The sequence below is a fragment of the Gordonia rubripertincta genome, assembly GCF_038024875.1.
GTDB lineage: Bacteria > Actinomycetota > Actinomycetes > Mycobacteriales > Mycobacteriaceae > Gordonia > Gordonia rubripertincta.
The window spans coordinates 2,376,589-2,393,267 of sequence record NZ_CP136136.1 but is presented as its reverse complement, the minus strand read 5'-3'; the positions used below and the strand labels follow the sequence as shown (position 1 = coordinate 2,393,267).

The window sequence follows — 16,679 nt, the reverse complement described above, 5'->3', positions numbered from 1 at the left end:
CCTCCAACTGCGCCGAACGACCCGTCGAGGTCTACCGCCCCGGTCTGTCGAGAACGGCCTCGACGAGCAGTCGCTGTTCGGCCCGGGCGACGTGCACCCGAGTGGTGGCGATGGCGTCGGGATTCACCGACACGGAAGTGATCCCCATCCGCACGAGGCGTTCGGCGAAATCCGGGTTGGTCGACGGCGCCTGCCCGCACAGCGACGAGGTGATGCCGCAGCGGCGGGCAGTGGAGATGATCGTCGCGATCGCGTCGAGGACGGCCGGGACGCTGCCGTCGAACAGTTCGGCGCAGGATTCGGAATCGCGGTCGACGCCGAGGATCAGCTGGGTGAGGTCGTTGCTGCCGATCGACACCCCGTCGATGCCGGCCTTGACGTATTCGGGGAGCCAGTACATCACCGACGGCACCTCGGCCATCACCCAGCGATGCAGGCCGCGCTGGCGGCCGAGCGGACTCTCGTCGATGAGTTCCAGGCAGCGTTCGAGCTCCCAGCGGGTCCGGACGAAGGGCAGCATCACGTGCAGGTTGGGGTGCGTCTCCCGGGCCCGCGCAAGCGCCGTGAGTTCGAGCCGGAAAACCTCGGGTTCCGAGACGTAGCGATAGCAGCCGCGGAAGCCGATCATCGGGTTGCGTTCCTCTGGTTCGAACTCCGCTCCGCCCTCGAGTCCGCGGAACTCGTTGGTGCGCAGGTCGGTTGTCCGGTACACCACCGGCCGGGTGCCGAACGGTCCCGCGATGCGTCCCAGCGCGTCCGCCATGGCCGAGACGGCCGCCTCGGTCTCGCCGGCGGCGATGACCGCGCGCGGGTGACGCCCCGCCAGCGCCTCGGTGAGCATGAACTCGGCGCGGAGCAGACCCACGCCGTCGATGTCGGTCGCGCCGACCTCGGCGGCATGCTCGGGCGACCCGAGGTTGACGTACACCTTGGTCGCCGTCACCACGGCAGGTTGCCCCTGGGACGGGGATGATGCCGGGGCCTCGGAGACCGTCGCCCGCTGCGGGGCGACGCGACCGGACCTGACCTCACCGGACCCACCGTCGACGGTCACCACCGATCCGGCCGTGAGAACCTTGGTGCCCGTTCGGGTTCCGACGATGCACGGGACGCCGACCTCGCGGGCGACGATCGCCGCGTGACAGGTGATGCCACCGCGGTCGGTGACCACGGCCGAGGCGCGGCGGATGGTCGGCAGCCAGTCGGGGTCGGTCATCGGCGCGACGAGCACCTCGCCGTCGACGAGTTCGTGCCCGTCGCGCGGCGAATGCAGGACGCGGACCTCACCGCTCGCGATGCCCGGGGCGGCGGCGAGACCGCGCACCAGGACCTGCTTGGGCGATTCGTCCTGGGCCTCCACCCCGGTGGTGATCGGCCGGGACTGGACGATCCAGATCCGGTGCTGCGGGTCGATGGCCCACTCCATGTCCTGCGGGCGCGCATAGTGCCGTTCGGCCCGCAGTGCCATCCGCGCGATCGTCTGGACGGTCGTGGTGTCGATGACCGGCGTGGTCCTCCCCGGCGCCACCGGCTCACGGCGGTCGTGGCCGTCGCTGCCCCGCACGATCCGGAACTCCTGGTTGCCCATGCTGGTCTCGAGAACCGAACAGTCCGTCCTCGCCACCAGGAAGGTGTCGGGGGTGACCGCACCGGACACCACCGCCTCGCCGAGCCCTTCGACGGCCTCGACGACGAGATGGTCGCGGTCGCCGGTCACGGGGTCGGCGGTGAAGACGATCCCGGCGACCTCCGACGCCACCATCTTCTGCACCACCACCGCCATGAGCGGATCCGACGACAACCCCTTCTCGGCTCGATAGGAGACGACCCGAGGGGAGAACAGCGACGCCCAGCACCGCACGATCGCGCCCAGGAGTTCGTCGGCGGAACCGACATTGGTGAACGACGCGTTCATGCCCGCGAACGATGCGTCCTTGCCGTCCTCCCCGACCGCCGACGATCGCACCGCCACGTTGGCGCCGGGCCCGTTCGCGTCGGCCCCGTGCGCTTCGGAACCGGTGTCGAGGTCCCGGTATGCGGCGAGCGCCTCGTCGACGACCCGCGGGGTGATGCCGACCTTCGTCACCATCTCGGCCATCCGGTGGCTCAGGTCGGCGAGCCGGGCATCGTCACCGACCGCCGACAGGGCCTCGCGGTGGGTGGCGGCCAGGTCGTCGTACACCCCGCCGTCCCGCATCGACTCCGCGAACGCGTCGGCGGTCAGCGCGAAACCGTCAGGTACCGGCAGCCCGGCCGTGACGAGTTCCCCCAGGTTCGCGGCTTTGCCGCCGACCACCATCATCTGCTCGAGTCCCAGCTCGGCGAAGGTCAGTACATGCCTCATACGCTCACGATTCTCTTCTCGCGGCGCGAACCCTAGTGACCAACGGCGACGACCGTGGTGACCAAGGTCTCTTCGTCGTGGTGCGTTCGTGGCGTCGAATGTTCTGTGTCGGGTCTTCGCGGAGACGTCGGCGAGAAGACGGTGCAGAAGATGTCCACCCCACAACCGCTCCCATGGCCGCAGGCGTTCGCCGCCGTCGGACGATGCCTGGTGGACGTCGCGAGGTCGCTTCGGCAGCGGCGACTGCATCAACCGTCGACGAACCTCGGTCGCGTCATCGCCTTCGCCGACGGAACGCAGGCCACCGTCTACCGGGAGACCGTTCACGACAACGGCCCGGTCACCGAACCGGTCAGCCTCATCGTCGCGTTCCGGTTGCGCTGGGTGGGCGGCAACCGGGTCGCGCATCGGCTGTTCCGGCTCGAAAGTGTCTGCAACACCGTCTTGTTCGCCGGTTTCGACGGATTCGTGACCAAACTGTGGATGACGGCCGACGCCAACCACGTGTACCGGGGCATCTACGAGTGGGACGGCTACGACAGCGCGATCGACTACGTGCGTGCCCTCTGGTGGCCGCTCATGATCGTGAGTCGACGGGACTCCATCCGGTTCCACGTCGTCGGCGACAGCACGCGGGAATCGCTGCTGGACGGTACGCCCGGCGAACCAGACGGGTCGTGGTGGCGGCCGGTGTGATCCGACGCGACTCAGCCGCCGTCGTCGACGATCTGTCGGGTCCAGTGCTCGATGTCGTCCCAGTCGCGGGCATCACCGTAGCGACCACCCATGAGACGGAACAGGATTCGCCCGAACCCCGGCCAGTACCCCTTGCCGATGGCGCCGGCGAAGGCCCGGTGCGAGCGCAGGACCCCCTTCTCCTCGATCGCCGCGACAGCGCGTGGCAGCGGCGTGTGCGATCGGAGGAAGCCGGCCATCCGGGGCGACAGGAAGGTGGAGGTCGCTCCGACCGAGGAGACCGAGAACGCCCACACGGGGCCGTCGCGTTCGTTCGACACCATCTCGGCGAACCGCTCGGCCTCGGGCAGCCACTGCCCGTTGTGGATCGCACTGCCGATGACGAGATGGTCGGCGCCGAGGGCGGTGTGGTCCGGCGGACCGGCGGCGGTGAGATCGCACAGTTGGACCGTGGCTCCACCGGCACGCAGGCCGTCGGCGATCCGGTCCGCGATCTCCTCCGTCGATCCGTGCGCACTCGCGTAGGCGACCACGGTGCGCTTCGCCGTCACCACGTTCTCCGCATCAGGGGGCGGTGTGGGTGACCATCACCGGGCACTGCGCGACCTGCAGGACCGCCCGACTGGTCGATCCCAGCAGGAGACCGCGGATTCCGCCGCGGCCACGTGTGCCCACGACGACCAGCTGGGCGGTCTCGGCGGCATCGACGAGAGCGTCGGCGGGAGACTTGATCTCGACACGGCGCTCGATCTTGACGTCCGGATAGTCCTCCGGATATCCGGCGAGCTGCTCGCCGAGCAGTTCCTCCGCCTCGTCCCGGAGCTGCCGGATGATCTGGTGCTGGTCACCGTAGAACGCGGTCCCGGAGAAGCCGCCGAACGTGTGCACCGCGAGCAGGGACGTCTGCAGCAGGTCGGCCTGCCGGAAGGCGTGGCCGATCGCGGCGGTGGAGGTCGGCGAACCGTCGACGCCGACCACCACGGGGCCAGCGGTCGGCGACGGGCCGCCCACCACGACGACCGGGCATTCGGCATGGATCGCGGCGTCGTTGCTCACGGAGCCGAGCAGCAGTCCGCGGACGCCGCCGACACCGCGTCGACCCACGACCAGGAGGTGCGCCCCGCTGGACGCGTGCCGGAGTGCGAGGAGCGGCGAACCGCCGACGACCGTGCCGTCGACCGGCACCTCGGGCGCCGTCTCCTTCGCCGCCGCCGTCCCGGCCTCGACCGCGCGCCGGGCATCGGACTGCATCGCCTCGACGACGACATCCGACGTCATCATCGCGGTGGGCGCGTACGCCCCCGGGATGATGCCGACCGCGGACAGCACACGCAGCGGACGCTTTTCGCGGGATGCGGCCGCCGCAGCCCAGCGGACGGCCATCAGTGCACAGTCGGAGCCGTCGACGCCGACGACGATCGGTGCGGTCGAATCGGTCATGGTGATCTCCTTCGTAGAGCGGTCTGCACGATGACGACGACCATCGCGATCGCGGTGCCGGCGATGCCCACGGCGAGGACGACGCGCACCACCGTCGACCAGGGGGTGTCGGTGTCGCCGAAGTCGAAGGGGAAGACCTGCCACAGCCTGATGAGGGCGACCAGCCCGATCGCGTCGACCACCAGTTCACCGACGGCGCGGATCGCCGGCGAGTCGGTGACGGCGTAGACCGAGTTGCTCACGATCCCGGCGCCCAGCGCGGCAACGACCCAGCCGACGATCTGCCGGAAGTCGTCGGTGAGGAATGGGACCGCCTCCCAGCCCGGCCAGCCGACGACGGCGACCAGCAGGACGACGTTCACGGCGACACTCACCGAATAGCCGACTCGCCTGTTCCGTGCCTCGACCCGGCGGTCCGACAACGACTTCGAGGTGGTCACGGCTGCTCCGAGGGTTCGACGACGCCGGCACCTCTCATCGTCGTCGCGACCTCGGCGCCGAACCTGAGTCGAAGGTCATCGCGGGCCGTCCAAAGGTCCCGCGACCGCGGTACTCAGCCGGAGGCGAAGCTCCAGATGAGAAGCGCGATCCACGCGATGGTGCCGAGGATGTTCACGCCGAGTGCCGTCATCAGCAGGGCGCCGCGCTCTCCCTCCGCCCGGTTGATGCCGATCACGGTGACGGCCATGCCGACGATCGTGCCGAGACAGATCGGGAACCCGAGGATGCCGAGGATCAGTCCCACCAGGCCATAGGTGTTGATGCCCGACGACGCCGGAACGGGCTGCGCCGCAGCAGGACCGACGGGCGGGTAACCGGGTTGTCGCCCGGGTGCTGGCGGTGGCTGTGCATACATCGGCTGCGGTTGCGCATACACCGGCTGGGGCGGTGGCACCGGCTGCGCGGCGGTGATGCCGGCCGGGGCACGGTGGAGTTGCGACCACTGTTCGGGCCGGAGATCGGCCGGGCCGACGGCGCCGAAGACGACGCCCGGCTGGGCGACGACGCCGGGACGCAGGTCGAGTCCGTGCAGGGTGCCCGCCGCCGGGGCGTCGACCGTCAGCCGGCCCGACGGCGAGTCGAGTGTCGCCAGCGGCTCCCCCGCGCGCACGACCTGACCGGTCCGCGCGAGGACACCGGAGACGACGGCGCCGGGCGGGAGGGTCGGGAATGCGATCCGGCGTGCGGAGGCGTCGACCGCGGTCGCCGGCATCGGCGGATCGGCGGGGCGGGCCGCGTACTGCTGGGCCCCGGCGGCGTCGTGGACGTCGACGTTGGTCGACCGCAGCAGGCCGCCCTGGGCGACGACGACCTTGGGGTCGCCGATCCGGGCGACACGACCCACCGACGACAGGGCCGACTGCAGCATCGGGATGCTGCTGGTCCCGCCGGTGACGTAGACGATGACCGGCCCCTTCGGCCCGGTACCGGCGGCATCGGCGCGGGCGATGGCGTCGCGGGTCAGTTCGACGGCGCGTTCCACGAACGGCGCGATCATCGACTCGAACTCGCGGCGGGTCAGCAGCAGCGTGTGCCCGGTGCCGGGCAGTTCGATGACGGCCTGCGCGGTGTCGGAGAGGGCTTCCTTGGCGGAACGGACATGGTCGGCGAGGGCGATGGCGGCGGCCGGGGCGCGAAGGCGGGCCGGGAGTTCGGGGTCGAGTTCGGCGGCTTCCTCGAGCACCCACCGCGTCATGCGGGCATCGAGGTCGCGGCCGCCGAGGTTGTTGTCGCCGCCGGATCCGGTGACGGTGAAACCGTCGGCCCCGGCGCGGATGAGGACGGCGACATCGCAGGTACCGGCGCCGAAGTCGAAGACACACATCCGCTCGTCACCCGTGACGTCGTGTCCGCGGTAGACGTAATACCAAGCGGCGGCCAGGGATTCCGAGGCGATGCGCAACCGGTTGGCGGAGATGCCCGCGCGCTCGGCGGCGCGGCGGAGCACACCCTTGCGGCGTTCGCTCCACTTGTCGGGGTGGGTCAGGATGATCGAGTCGAACTCGGGGAGTCCGCTGTGGCGCAGCGCAGTTCGGTGCACGTGCCGCAGGACCGCGCCGATGAGGTCCTCGATCGGCCAGAACCGGTCGCCGAGTTCGACCTCGCCCTCGTCGATCCGCGACTTCGGCGAGTCCTCGTAGGCGTCGGGTGCCTGCACGCGGCGATGCACGGCGTCGTGCCCGACGACGATCCCGGCGTCGTCGGCGAAGACCGCGGACGGCATCGCGGGACCGCCGGCACCCAGCGGCACGATGACCGGTTCGGCCAGCCCGACGCGGTACGCGGCCGCGGTGTTGCTCGTACCGAAGTCGATACACAGTCGACGGCGGCTCTCCTGCGTCACCTGACCACCTCCCACCATCCGCCCTGGGGCACATGGTTACACAACCGACCGGCGTTCATCCGGTGGGCGCCCGAAGAACTCGGGCGATCGCTTTGCGGACGTTGTCGACCGCCACGATCTGGGTACGCAGATCGGCGGCGGTCCGCTCCCGGTCGGCAGCCGACTTCTTGGCCTCGACCGCGGCGTCGTTGAGGATCTTCGTCGACTCGGCCAGGAGTCGTTCGAGCAGTTCGTCGTAGGCGATCTGCAGGTCGGCGCTTGCGTCCGACTTGATCGACTGCAGTTGCGACCGGACGTCGGCCTTCATGTCGTTGACCGCCTTGGTCAGCCACTTCCGGTGGTTCTCCTTGCCGACCTTCGACGCCCGGAAGCCGACCACCACACCGGCCCACACCGGCACGGCCACCACGTTGACCACCGGGATGATGGCCAGCGGGCCACCGGCGGCGACGATCGACAGCAACACCGGGTCGACCATGTTCTTCCACGGCGAGATCTTCTCCTGCTCCCGCAACTTGAGGTCGGACACATTGCCGGAGATCCGGTCGACGAGGTCGCCGGAGATGGTGGCGTCGGCGAAGAGGTTGTCGGCGATCCGCTCGATCCCGGCGACGAAGAATGCGCTGACCTCGCGGGCCGCGGCCTCGAGGTCGACGGTCATCTGACCGATCAGTTCCTGTCCGGCGCGATGGGGTTCGTAGAAGCGAAGCTTGTCGATGCGCGTCGACCACTGGCCGAGGAGTTTGTCGAATCGGTCGCGGATCAGGTCCTCGGTCTGCAACGACGCGGCGGTGATGTCCTGGTTGAGCCGGGCGCGCCACTCGCGTCGGCGATCCTTGAGGCGCTGCAGGCGATCTCGTTCGGCCTCGATGTCGGCGCGTTCGGCGGGGGTCGCGGTGGCGGCCTTCATCTCCAGGACGAGCCGTTTGCGGACGTCGTCGAGTCCGGCGAAGGTCAGTTGCAGCGCATTGCGTTCCGGCGACGCAGCACCCTCGGCGACCATCGGGGTGAGTGCGTCGACGAGTTCGGGGACGCCCGACGCGGCGAAGGCGCGGTCGTGGCGTTCGGGGTCGGTGATGGCGGCGGCCTGTTCGGCGATGCGGTTGGAGATGCCGATGATCGGGATGTGCGCGAAACGAGGGGCGTTGGCGCCGATCAGTTTTCGGTTCTCGGCGACGATGGTGCGCCACTGCCGCATCACCAGATCGGTCTTGGTGACCACCAGGACCACCGAGGCGACCTCCTCGCTGACGCTGGACAGGAAGGCGAGTTCGGGGGCCGACAGCGGGGCCGTCGCGTCGCATACCATCACGAGCACCGATGCGCCGCGGGCCGCGCTGACCGCGGCTTCGACGTGTTCGGGGACCAGCGATCCGACGCCCGGGGTGTCGACGATGGTGACTCCCGGGAGTAGTGGCGAGTCGATGGCGACGCGAGCCGAGACCGGCGGCACGAGAACGGAATCCACCGGGGCGCCGGGGGCGAGACGTTCGGCGGGCACCCCCGCGGCGTAGTGGCCGCCGACGGTGATCCAGTCGGCGAGGTCGGCGACCGGGATGCGATGTGTGGCACCGGGGAACTCGATGAGCGCCGAACCGACGGGGAGGTCGTCGGTCGCGGGGGTGAACCGGACGTAGACCGAGGTGGTGATCTCGGTGTCGACCGGCGCCAGTCCGCTCACGCCGACAAGGGTGTTGACCAGCGAACTCTTGCCGCGGCTGACCTCGCCGATCACCACGATGGTGCCCTGCGGGGCGGGTCGGTCCCGCACGCGGAGAGCACGATCGGCGATGGCGTCCTCGCCCTGTTTGCGCAGCATGTCCACGGCGGCTCGTAGCGTCGTGTCGGGGGTGGGTGCCGCGGACTTGGCGGGTGTCTTCTCGAGAGTCATCGCCGCACCACTGTTCCCCGGCTCATGTGGTCCACCGTCCGCGGCGCACCAACTGGTAGGTCTGTTCGAGCACCAGCAAGGCCTCCTTCTCCGCCGACGTCGCGGCGAAGGCGCGTCGCATGCGGCAGTCGGTGGCGCGTTCCTTCGCGGCGTCGGCGATCTGCGGTGGCGCGGCGTCGGGCGGCAGCGACAACAGCAGGCGCACATCGCGACTCGCGACGACGAGGTTGAGCTCGCCGACGAGGTCGCTGTCGGGTTGCCAGCGCGCGAGGGCCTCGAGTGCGGCGACCTCGCGCAACCGGTGGAGCTCGGGGGCGGTCTCGGCCTCCTCGATCGCCTCGAGGAAGACGTCGCGTCGCGGACTGCGATACGCGGCCTCGCGCAGTTCGGCGAGCACGGTACGGGCCTTGAGGATGTCACCGACCGCGAGGAAGCGCCGGCCGATCGCGAGGCGCAGTTCGTCGATGCCCGAGACCCGGTGCAGCCATTCGCAATACGCACGCGCACCCTGACGGGCGATGTCGGCGCCGGCGTCCATCGCGTAGGTACCGACCAGTTCCTCGAGTCTGCCCAGCAGGTCGACGTCGAGTCCGGGTGGCGGCGGCGCCGCGCCGTCGAGGATGGTCAGCAGCTCCCAGGACTCGAGGAGTCCGCGTCGGGAGATCTGTGCCGTCTCGCGTTCGGTGACGCCGCAAACCCCGGCCTCGGCCATGAGCCCGGACACCGCGACCACGGCACCCGCGATCGCCGGGAAACGGCGCCAGACGCGTCGGGCGATCTCCTGCGCCTTGAGCATCGGGCTGTCGGCGGCGATGAGGTCGGCGTGGGAGATGACCAGGATCGTGTTCTGCGCCGACGCCCCGGCGTCGGCGAGGAACTGCACCTCGTCGGTCTTGGGGCCCGCGGCGTCGTCGAGGAGGAACAGGACGACATCGGGTCGCGGGAGGCGGCCTTCGCCGGAGAAGACGCGGCGGGTGGCGATCTCGGCGGTGTCGGTGAAGCCGGACAGCCCGGGGGTGTCGATGACGCGGAACCGCTCGCGGAGCAGGCGGGACGGGGTGTACACGACGGCGTGATCGATGTCGTCGGGTGTGCGCCCGAGGTCACCGCGCATGGTTCCGGGGATCTCGGTGACGGTGCCGTCGAGGCCGACGACCTCGACGCGCTGCGGGTTGCCCTCGGTGTAGAGGGCGGCGACCTTCGTGCACTCGGCGCGGTCGGTGGGTGCGACACGGTCGCCGACGAGTGCGTTCAGCAGCGTCGACTTGCCGGCGCTGACACGTCCGACGAGCGCGACGGTGAGCGGGTTCGCCAGTTGCGCGCGCAGGGAACCGATCAGCGCGGGGTCGGGTGCGAGCGGCGCGACCTCGTCGAGCAACTGCTCCACGCGACCCCGCACGGTCAGGTGTTGCTCCACTGATAGGTCCTCCAGTTCACGGACATCGCCTCGTGACGCTGCGTCGTATCGTCGGCGCCGGGAACATTTGCGCGTCGTCGACACTCCTAGTCACGTGACGAGAATTGTCCATGACTGTCGCCGCCCTGACAGTCGACCGGATGACGGTATCCGGGTTGACGCCGCGCGCGTCGCAGATCCGAGCAGGAGCCGAACACCATGACCGACACCAACACCAGCTGGGACGACCCCCTCGACGAGGACGGCTTCGAGTCGTGGCTGCGCGAGAGCGACCCGCCGAGCGAGCTTTCCGTACCGGCCGCGACCTGGGATTCCACGCTGGAGACCGCTTTCGACCCGTCGCACGAACTAGCCGAAGATCTGACCGCCGCACCCGGCCCGGACCCGCTCGACGAGGAACCGTCCGACGGGTCCGAACCGGTCGGGTTCGATGACGATCTCAACCCGGGCCTGAACGACGCCTTCGACTCTCCGGACGTCTTCGGCAGCGACGACGACGTGAGCGACGAGTCATTCGGGGAAACGACTTTCGACGACTCGTCGCTCGGCGACGACTTCTGAGGATGGACACTTCGGAGGTGTATTCGTTGATCGACGAATCCGATTCGGGCGCCGACCTTCTCGAGCGTGCGCGCTCCGGCGACCAGCAGGCCTTCGCCATGTGCGTCGAACAGCACCGGGATCGGTTGTGGGCCATCTGTTTACGCATCACGGGCAACCAGCACGACGCCGAGGACGCGCTCCAGGACGCACTGGTCGCCGCATGGCGCGCGATCGGCAACTTCCGCGGCGACGCACAGTTGTCGACGTGGCTGTACCGGATCGGGTCGAACGCGGCGCTCGCGCGCATCCGCAAACGATCCGACGCCGACGACATCGACGACCACGACCCGATGAGCTCGCTCGACGTCGCACAGCAGGTCGTCGTGTCCGATCGCATCCAGGAGGCGTTGTCGCAGGTCCCGGACGCCTACCGGGCCACCTTCGTGCTGCGGGTCTACGGCGAGCTGAGCTACTCCGAGATCGCCGCGGCACAGGGCATCGGCCTGCAGACCGTGCGCAGCCGCATCTCACGGGCACGGTCCATCCTCTCCGAGCTGCTCGCAGATCTGCGCTAGTGGTCATTGCCTACTGTTAACGAATCACTTTCTGCCGCGCCATGTTTCAGCCGGTTGAATTATGGGTGGGCCACCTGGTGCGGGATTACGCTCATCCTCGTGCTCATCGGCGGGCCAGGTCATCTCATCGGATGATCGACTCCACCCAGGGAACAAACACCGCCGAGTTCGTCTCCAAGTAACCAGAGCACGAAAAACCACCACCCACAGCATTCCCTGGAAGGAAACATCATGAGCGAGATCCCCGCAGACGCAGTACTCGTCGACACCGACGGTGACGGCAGCACCGACGCCGCCCTGACCGACGTGGACGGCGACGGCGTCACCGATGCCGTCCTCGACACCGACGGCGACGGCCAGGCCGACTCCATCGCCTACGACACCGACTCCGACGGCGAGATCGACGTCATCGAGGCCGACACCGACGGGGACGGGTACACCGACCTCGCGGTCGCCGACACCGATGGCGACGGCACCTTCGACACCGCCGTCGACGACGAGGGCAATGTCGAGGTCGGCGACTTCGGCAGCATCGACGACGGCGACGCGGTCTGACGCCCCCCGAGAAATCCCGGTCGCGCATCGCGGCCGGGGTTTCGCCCTTTCTAGACTGTCCGAGTGCGAACCGACCTGAGCAAGCTGGCCGACCCCGATCGCGGCAACATCGGAGCCCTGGAGTTCGCCATACCGGTGTGGGCGACGGCGACCGCGCTGGTGCTGGTCCTGATCGTGGCCTGGCTCTTCGGTTCCGTCGCGAAGTGGCTGCTGCGTCGACGGGCACGGCTGAACACGACCACCTGCATGGTGCTCTCGATCGTCGGCACCGCCGTCGGCCTGTTCATCGCCGGCGCCGTCGACCACCGCATGGACATCTGGAGCGCGATGACCATCGTGCTCGGACTTGTCAGTTCGATCGTCGCGGTCGGCGCCTACGCGTTGATCGCGGCGCGGCTGCAGACCCCTACCGACATCTCGGTCGCCGAACTCCTGGAGTCCGGCGAATCCGAACGGGTCGAGTTCAAGTCGACCGCCCGCATGAACCTGCGCACCAAGCAACGCGATCCCGCACTCGAGGCGGTGATCGTCAAAACGGTGGCCGCATTCCTCAACTCCGACGGCGGGAACCTGCTGATCGGCGTCGACGACGACGGCACTCCCCTGGGTCTCGACGCCGATTTCACCCTGCTCCGCCAGCCCGACGCCGACCGGTTCGAACTGTGGCTGCGCGACCTCCTCACCACGATGCTCGGTCAGAGCACCGCCGCCGAGGTGGGCATCTCCTTCGAGAAGGTTCCGCGCCCCTCCGGGGGCGCCGACTCCGAGGGTCCGGCCGAGGTCCTCGTGTGCCGGGTGGAGTGCACCCCGTCGCCCCGCCCGGTCTATCTGCGCGGCACGAAGAACAACGCCGTACCCGAATTCTGGGTGCGCGCAGGCAACTCGAGCCGGCAACTGAGCGTCGACCAGGCCGCCGAATACGTCATGTACCGCTGGCCGCTCGGCGTCGGACGCGCTGTTGCCGCTCAGGTGCAGGCGGCGGTGCGGTTCTCGGCGAGTTCGTAATCGTGCTCGCATCCCCCTGACGGCACACCGAGGGCACAGTGCCCTCGGATGACAACCACGGGGACACCAAACCTGATCGGGCGCATCGCCTGCCGCACGAATCGTGAAACCCGGCGGCAGCCTGGTGCGTCCAAACCGGTATGGGCACCGAATCAGGCGTTTTCACGCTCGCGGAATTGACGGCGATGGACTGGTCGCGAGATGACATCGCACAGGCACGCCGAGCCGGCACTCTCATCTCCGTCACCCGCGGCTGGGTCCGATCACCTGGCGCCGACTCGCGGGTCGTATCCGCGGTGACTGCCGGTGGAGCACTCTCGTGTGTCAGTGCGCTGCGGTTCCATCAGGCGCATGGAAGCCCCGGGATCTGGATTCCACCCGGGCACAGTGAGACGCATGTTCGGCGCAGCAAACACATGAAATCCGCCGCTCGGCCCACAGGACCGTTCCGGTGGTGCCAGGGCTTCGGACGCCCACTGCCGGTGACGACGGCGGTCGATGCGATCCCGACAGCGCTCAACTGTGCTGCCCGGTGCCTGGGTGCCGAGGAATGGATCGCGGTGGTCGACTCGGTGCTCAACACCACCGAATGGACCGTCCCCGACATACAGGCCCAGATGGGAATCGTGTCCAAGACCGTGGCAGCGATGTTCGCCAGGTGCGACGAGCGCTCGCAGTCCGGCACCGAATCGATAGCCCGGCTTCGACTGCGGGCAGCGGGTTTTCGTGTCGACGTCCAGCCGTCGATCGGTGGCCGCGAACACGCCGATCTGCGGACCGGGGCGCTGCTCATCGAGTGCGATGGCCGGTCCTACCATTCCGACGAGAACGCCTTCCGGAATGACCGACGGCGGGACCGGATGACGACCATCGACCGGTGGATCACGATGCGCCTGACCTACGACGACGTGCTCTACGGCTGGGATCAGGTACTCGAAGACATCCGCGCGGTCACCCGCCCCGACCGGCACCGCATTCGTCGTGGCAACGACCCCCGCCGCGCCCACCTCGCGTCCCCCTGAGCATCCACCGGGGGCACAGTGCCCTTCGACGCCCGTCAGCGGGACGCGAAGTATCACCGGGACTGCGAGGGGGTCGATCGTTCGACACCGTCTCCGGAATGCCGTGAAATGCGGACCGGAATCGTCCTCGATACCTGGGATCGTGAGTCTCAGACCGAAAGCCACGACATCAGGAGGAACCGTGAACTGGACGCTCGAAGTCGTCACCCTGCCCGTCACAGACGTCGATCGCACCAAGGCGTTCTACGAGTCGATCGGATTCAACCCCGATCACGACCACACCGTGAGTGACGAGATCCGCTTCGTCCAGATGACCCCGCCCGGGTCGAACTGCTCGATCGCGTTCGGCAAGGGCATCACGGATCGAGCGCCCGGGACCACCGGCCCGCTCATCATCTGCGTCACCGACATCGACGCCGCCCGTGAACAGCTGCTCGCCGCGGGTGTCGAGGCCAGTGAGGTCGACGTCCAGCCGTGGGGTCACTTCGTCTACTTCACCGACCCGGACGGCAACCAGTGGTCGGCGCAGTACCTGCCCTACCGAGACAACGCCGGCTGACACGATCGACGCAGCTACGGTGGGATATGCGATCCCCCATCGACGACTATCTCCATCAGGTTCTCCGGGACTGCCGCGACGACGACGCCGGGGACGTCATGTCCGGCAATCGTGAACTCGAGCGGGCGGATCCGTCGTCCTTCGGCATCGCGCTGGCAACCGTCGACGGGACCGTCTACACCGCCGGCGACGCCGACCACGAGTTCTCCATGCAGTCCATCGCGAAGCTGCCCGCCTACGCACTCGCGCTGCGGGATCGGGGACTCGACGGCGTTCTCGACCGCGTGGACACCGAGCCGTCCGGTGACGCCTTCAACGAGATCTCCCTCGAGGCCGAGACCGGCCGCCCGCGCAACGCGCTCATCAACGCCGGCGCGATCGCCGTCCACGGCATGGTCGACGGCGACGGCGCCACCGAACGGGTCGACCGGATCGCCGACCTGGTGGGCACCCTCGCCGGGCGCGAACTGTCCATCGACACCGAGGTTCACTCCGCCGAACTCGCCTCCGACGACCACAACACCGCGCTCGCATATCTGTTGCGGTCTGCGGGCAAGCTCGAATACGAACCCGACGAGGTCGTCGACGGGTACGCCGCCCAGTGCGCGATCAAGGTCAGCTGCCGCGACCTCGCGGTCATGGGTTCGGTTCTCGCCAACGGCGGCCTGTCCACCACCAAGGGCGACGAACGTCTCCTCGAGGGCTGGATCACCCGGCACCTGCTGTCGGTGATGGCCACCTGCGGCATGTACGACGGCAGCGGCAGCTGGATGGCGAGGGTCGGGATACCGGCGAAAAGCGGTGTGAGCGGAGCGATCCTGGGTGTCCTCCCCGGTCAGGTCGGGGTCGCGGTGTGGTCACCGCGGCTCGACGAACAAGGCAACAGCGTGCGCGGTGTCGCCGTGTTCGAAAGGCTTTCCCGCGACATGGAATTGCACATGATGCACGTCGCTCCGTCGGGCATGCCGGCGCTGCGTTCGGTCCACGAAGACGACGGCGCCACCGTCGTCGAACTCCAGGGCGACGTGCGCTTCGCGGGTGCGGAGATCATCGCAAGCCGTGCGTGTGAAGGCTTTTCGACCGATAAGGTGGTCATCGACCTCACCCACGTCCGCGTCATGGACGACGCCGCACGCGGACTGCTGCGCGAGGTCGCCAAGCGGCTTGAGGACGACCACGACACCCACATCGAGGACCCGAACGAACTGATGGACGAGGGCCCCGAAGACCAGGACACCGACGAGAAATGATGAACCCGACACTGTTCCGCGTGCCCTGGATCGCGACCCTCGCCGCCATCGTCGTGCTTTTCGGGGTGACACCGGCAGCCGTTCCGGCCGCGCCGGCCACGCGTCCCGTTTTTGTGTCGTCGTCGGTGGCCACCGAGTGCGCGGGCAAACCCGTGCGGGTCGACACCCGCTGGTACTTCCCCGCCGGCCGGCCCACCGCTCTCGTCTGGCTCCAGCACGGCTTCTCCCGGACGGCGGCCAATCTCGACGCCGTGGCCCGCGCCTACGCCGACGCCGGGTTCCTCGTGGTGAGCCCGACACTCGACTCGGTGAACCTCGGCGGGTGCGCCGTCGCGTACAACATCGCCGACAACGCGGCCTTCGCCCGCACCATCGGCGGGGTGTTCGGGTCGGGCCGGGACGCCGACAGCCCGCTCGGTGCCAGTCTCGTCCGGGCGCGGGACGCCGCCCACCGGCCCGACGTGACGATGCCGTACCGGATGGTGTTCGCCGGCCATTCGGCCGGCGGCGAATTCGTCGTGGTCGCGGCCGACGCACTCCGCCGAACGGACCCGGTCGCCTACCGGCGTCTGGCCGGGCTCATGCTGTTCGACCCCGTCAACTCCTTCTTCGGCGGCCACTTCGCCTCCGCGGCAGCATCTCTCGGCGCCGACCGGCTCCCCGTCCGGGTGATCGCCTCCCAGCCGTCGGTGTCCAACTCCTTCGGCTCCGGGGTGGCGGTCCTCGAACAGACGACACGGCAGGAGTTCCTCGGCTCGCGACTGGTCACCGGCATCCACATCGATGCCGAAGGCGAGTCCACCGACCTGATCGGTGAAGCCTCCGAACTCGCCGTGCCGCGACCCCGCAACGGCCGGGTCATCCGCACCCTGGCCACCGGATGGTCGTCGGACATGGTGGCCGGCACCGTGACCCCGACCTACTACCCCGGCGGACGCTACTACGACCTCCTCCTCCTCTCGACCCGCACCGTCACCACCCTCCCCGTGCGCTGAGATACCCCGGACAGCGAAAAGCCCTCGCACTCAGCGAGTGCGA

At 68.9% G+C, this 16,679-nt stretch carries 16 protein-coding genes; 9 read left to right on the top strand and 7 right to left on the bottom strand.

Going from position 1 to position 16,679, the window contains the following annotated elements; genetic code table 11:
• Window positions 1–31 precede the first annotated feature (31 nt).
• Entirely contained in the window at window positions 32–2,344 is a 2,313-nt protein-coding gene (gene ppsA / locus RVF83_RS10865; protein ID WP_039880823.1) for a phosphoenolpyruvate synthase, read from the bottom strand.
• A gap of 150 nt (window positions 2,345–2,494) precedes the next feature.
• On the opposite strand from ppsA, the gene RVF83_RS10860 reads away from it, so the two are divergent.
• Window positions 2,495–3,040: a hypothetical protein gene (locus tag RVF83_RS10860; protein WP_210735177.1), complete on the top strand. Its 546-nt coding sequence runs from the start codon at window positions 2,495–2,497 to the stop codon at window positions 3,038–3,040.
• Window positions 3,041–3,051: 11 nt separating this feature from the next.
• Here RVF83_RS10860 and RVF83_RS10855 read toward each other — a convergent pair whose 3' ends face one another.
• From RVF83_RS10855 to RVF83_RS10830, 6 genes are all read right to left on the bottom strand, one after another.
• A complete protein-coding gene (locus RVF83_RS10855; protein ID WP_005199688.1) occupies window positions 3,052–3,594 on the bottom strand; it encodes a flavodoxin domain-containing protein in 543 nt (180 codons plus the stop codon).
• Window positions 3,595–3,604: 10 nt separating this feature from the next.
• A complete protein-coding gene (locus tag RVF83_RS10850) occupies window positions 3,605–4,480 on the bottom strand; it encodes a universal stress protein (RefSeq protein ID WP_005199687.1) in 876 nt (291 codons plus the stop codon).
• Window positions 4,477–4,920 carry a hypothetical protein gene (locus RVF83_RS10845; RefSeq protein WP_005199686.1) on the bottom strand — a complete coding sequence of 148 codons (444 nt, stop codon included), beginning with the start codon at window positions 4,918–4,920 and terminating at the stop codon, window positions 4,477–4,479. Before RVF83_RS10845 ends, RVF83_RS10850 begins: the two co-directional genes overlap by 4 nt.
• A gap of 113 nt (window positions 4,921–5,033) precedes the next feature.
• A complete protein-coding gene (locus RVF83_RS10840; protein ID WP_005199685.1) occupies window positions 5,034–6,824 on the bottom strand; it encodes an Hsp70 family protein in 1,791 nt (596 codons plus the stop codon).
• A gap of 55 nt (window positions 6,825–6,879) precedes the next feature.
• Window positions 6,880–8,715 (bottom strand): dynamin family protein, encoded by a 1,836-nt coding sequence (locus tag RVF83_RS10835; protein ID WP_005199684.1) that lies wholly within the window; start codon window positions 8,713–8,715, stop codon window positions 6,880–6,882.
• A 22-nt stretch (window positions 8,716–8,737) separates the two neighbouring features.
• On the bottom strand, window positions 8,738–10,132 hold the full coding sequence (locus RVF83_RS10830) for a GTPase (RefSeq protein ID WP_005199683.1): 1,395 nt from the start codon (window positions 10,130–10,132) through the stop codon (window positions 8,738–8,740).
• 198 nt (window positions 10,133–10,330) lie between these two features.
• Here RVF83_RS10830 and RVF83_RS10825 point away from each other — a divergent pair, with 198 nt between their 5' ends.
• The 8 genes from RVF83_RS10825 to RVF83_RS10790 all read left to right on the top strand — a co-directional run bounded on the left by RVF83_RS10825 (window position 10,331) and on the right by RVF83_RS10790 (window position 16,636).
• On the top strand, window positions 10,331–10,693 hold the full coding sequence (locus tag RVF83_RS10825) for a hypothetical protein (RefSeq protein WP_005199682.1): 363 nt from the start codon (window positions 10,331–10,333) through the stop codon (window positions 10,691–10,693).
• A 2-nt stretch (window positions 10,694–10,695) separates the two neighbouring features.
• The gene (locus tag RVF83_RS10820; RefSeq protein ID WP_005199681.1) at window positions 10,696–11,250 is read left to right on the top strand and encodes an RNA polymerase sigma factor; all 555 of its coding nucleotides are present in this window, start codon (window positions 10,696–10,698) and stop codon (window positions 11,248–11,250) included.
• A 231-nt stretch (window positions 11,251–11,481) separates the two neighbouring features.
• A complete protein-coding gene (locus tag RVF83_RS10815) occupies window positions 11,482–11,805 on the top strand; it encodes a hypothetical protein (RefSeq protein WP_005199680.1) in 324 nt (107 codons plus the stop codon).
• Window positions 11,806–11,868: 63 nt separating this feature from the next.
• Window positions 11,869–12,810, top strand: coding sequence for a helix-turn-helix domain-containing protein (locus tag RVF83_RS10810; RefSeq protein WP_005199679.1), 942 nt, complete (start codon window positions 11,869–11,871; stop codon window positions 12,808–12,810).
• Between the two features lie 140 nt (window positions 12,811–12,950).
• On the top strand, window positions 12,951–13,832 hold the full coding sequence (locus tag RVF83_RS10805; RefSeq protein ID WP_005199678.1) for an endonuclease domain-containing protein: 882 nt from the start codon (window positions 12,951–12,953) through the stop codon (window positions 13,830–13,832).
• A 181-nt stretch (window positions 13,833–14,013) separates the two neighbouring features.
• Window positions 14,014–14,391, top strand: coding sequence for a VOC family protein (locus RVF83_RS10800; RefSeq protein ID WP_005199677.1), 378 nt, complete (start codon window positions 14,014–14,016; stop codon window positions 14,389–14,391).
• 26 nt (window positions 14,392–14,417) lie between these two features.
• Entirely contained in the window at window positions 14,418–15,641 is a 1,224-nt protein-coding gene (glsA, locus tag RVF83_RS10795; RefSeq protein ID WP_005199676.1) for a glutaminase A, read from the top strand.
• Window positions 15,641–16,636: an alpha/beta hydrolase gene (locus tag RVF83_RS10790; RefSeq protein ID WP_005199675.1), complete on the top strand. Its 996-nt coding sequence runs from the start codon at window positions 15,641–15,643 to the stop codon at window positions 16,634–16,636. Before glsA ends, RVF83_RS10790 begins: the two co-directional genes overlap by 1 nt.
• Window positions 16,637–16,679 lie beyond the last annotated feature (43 nt).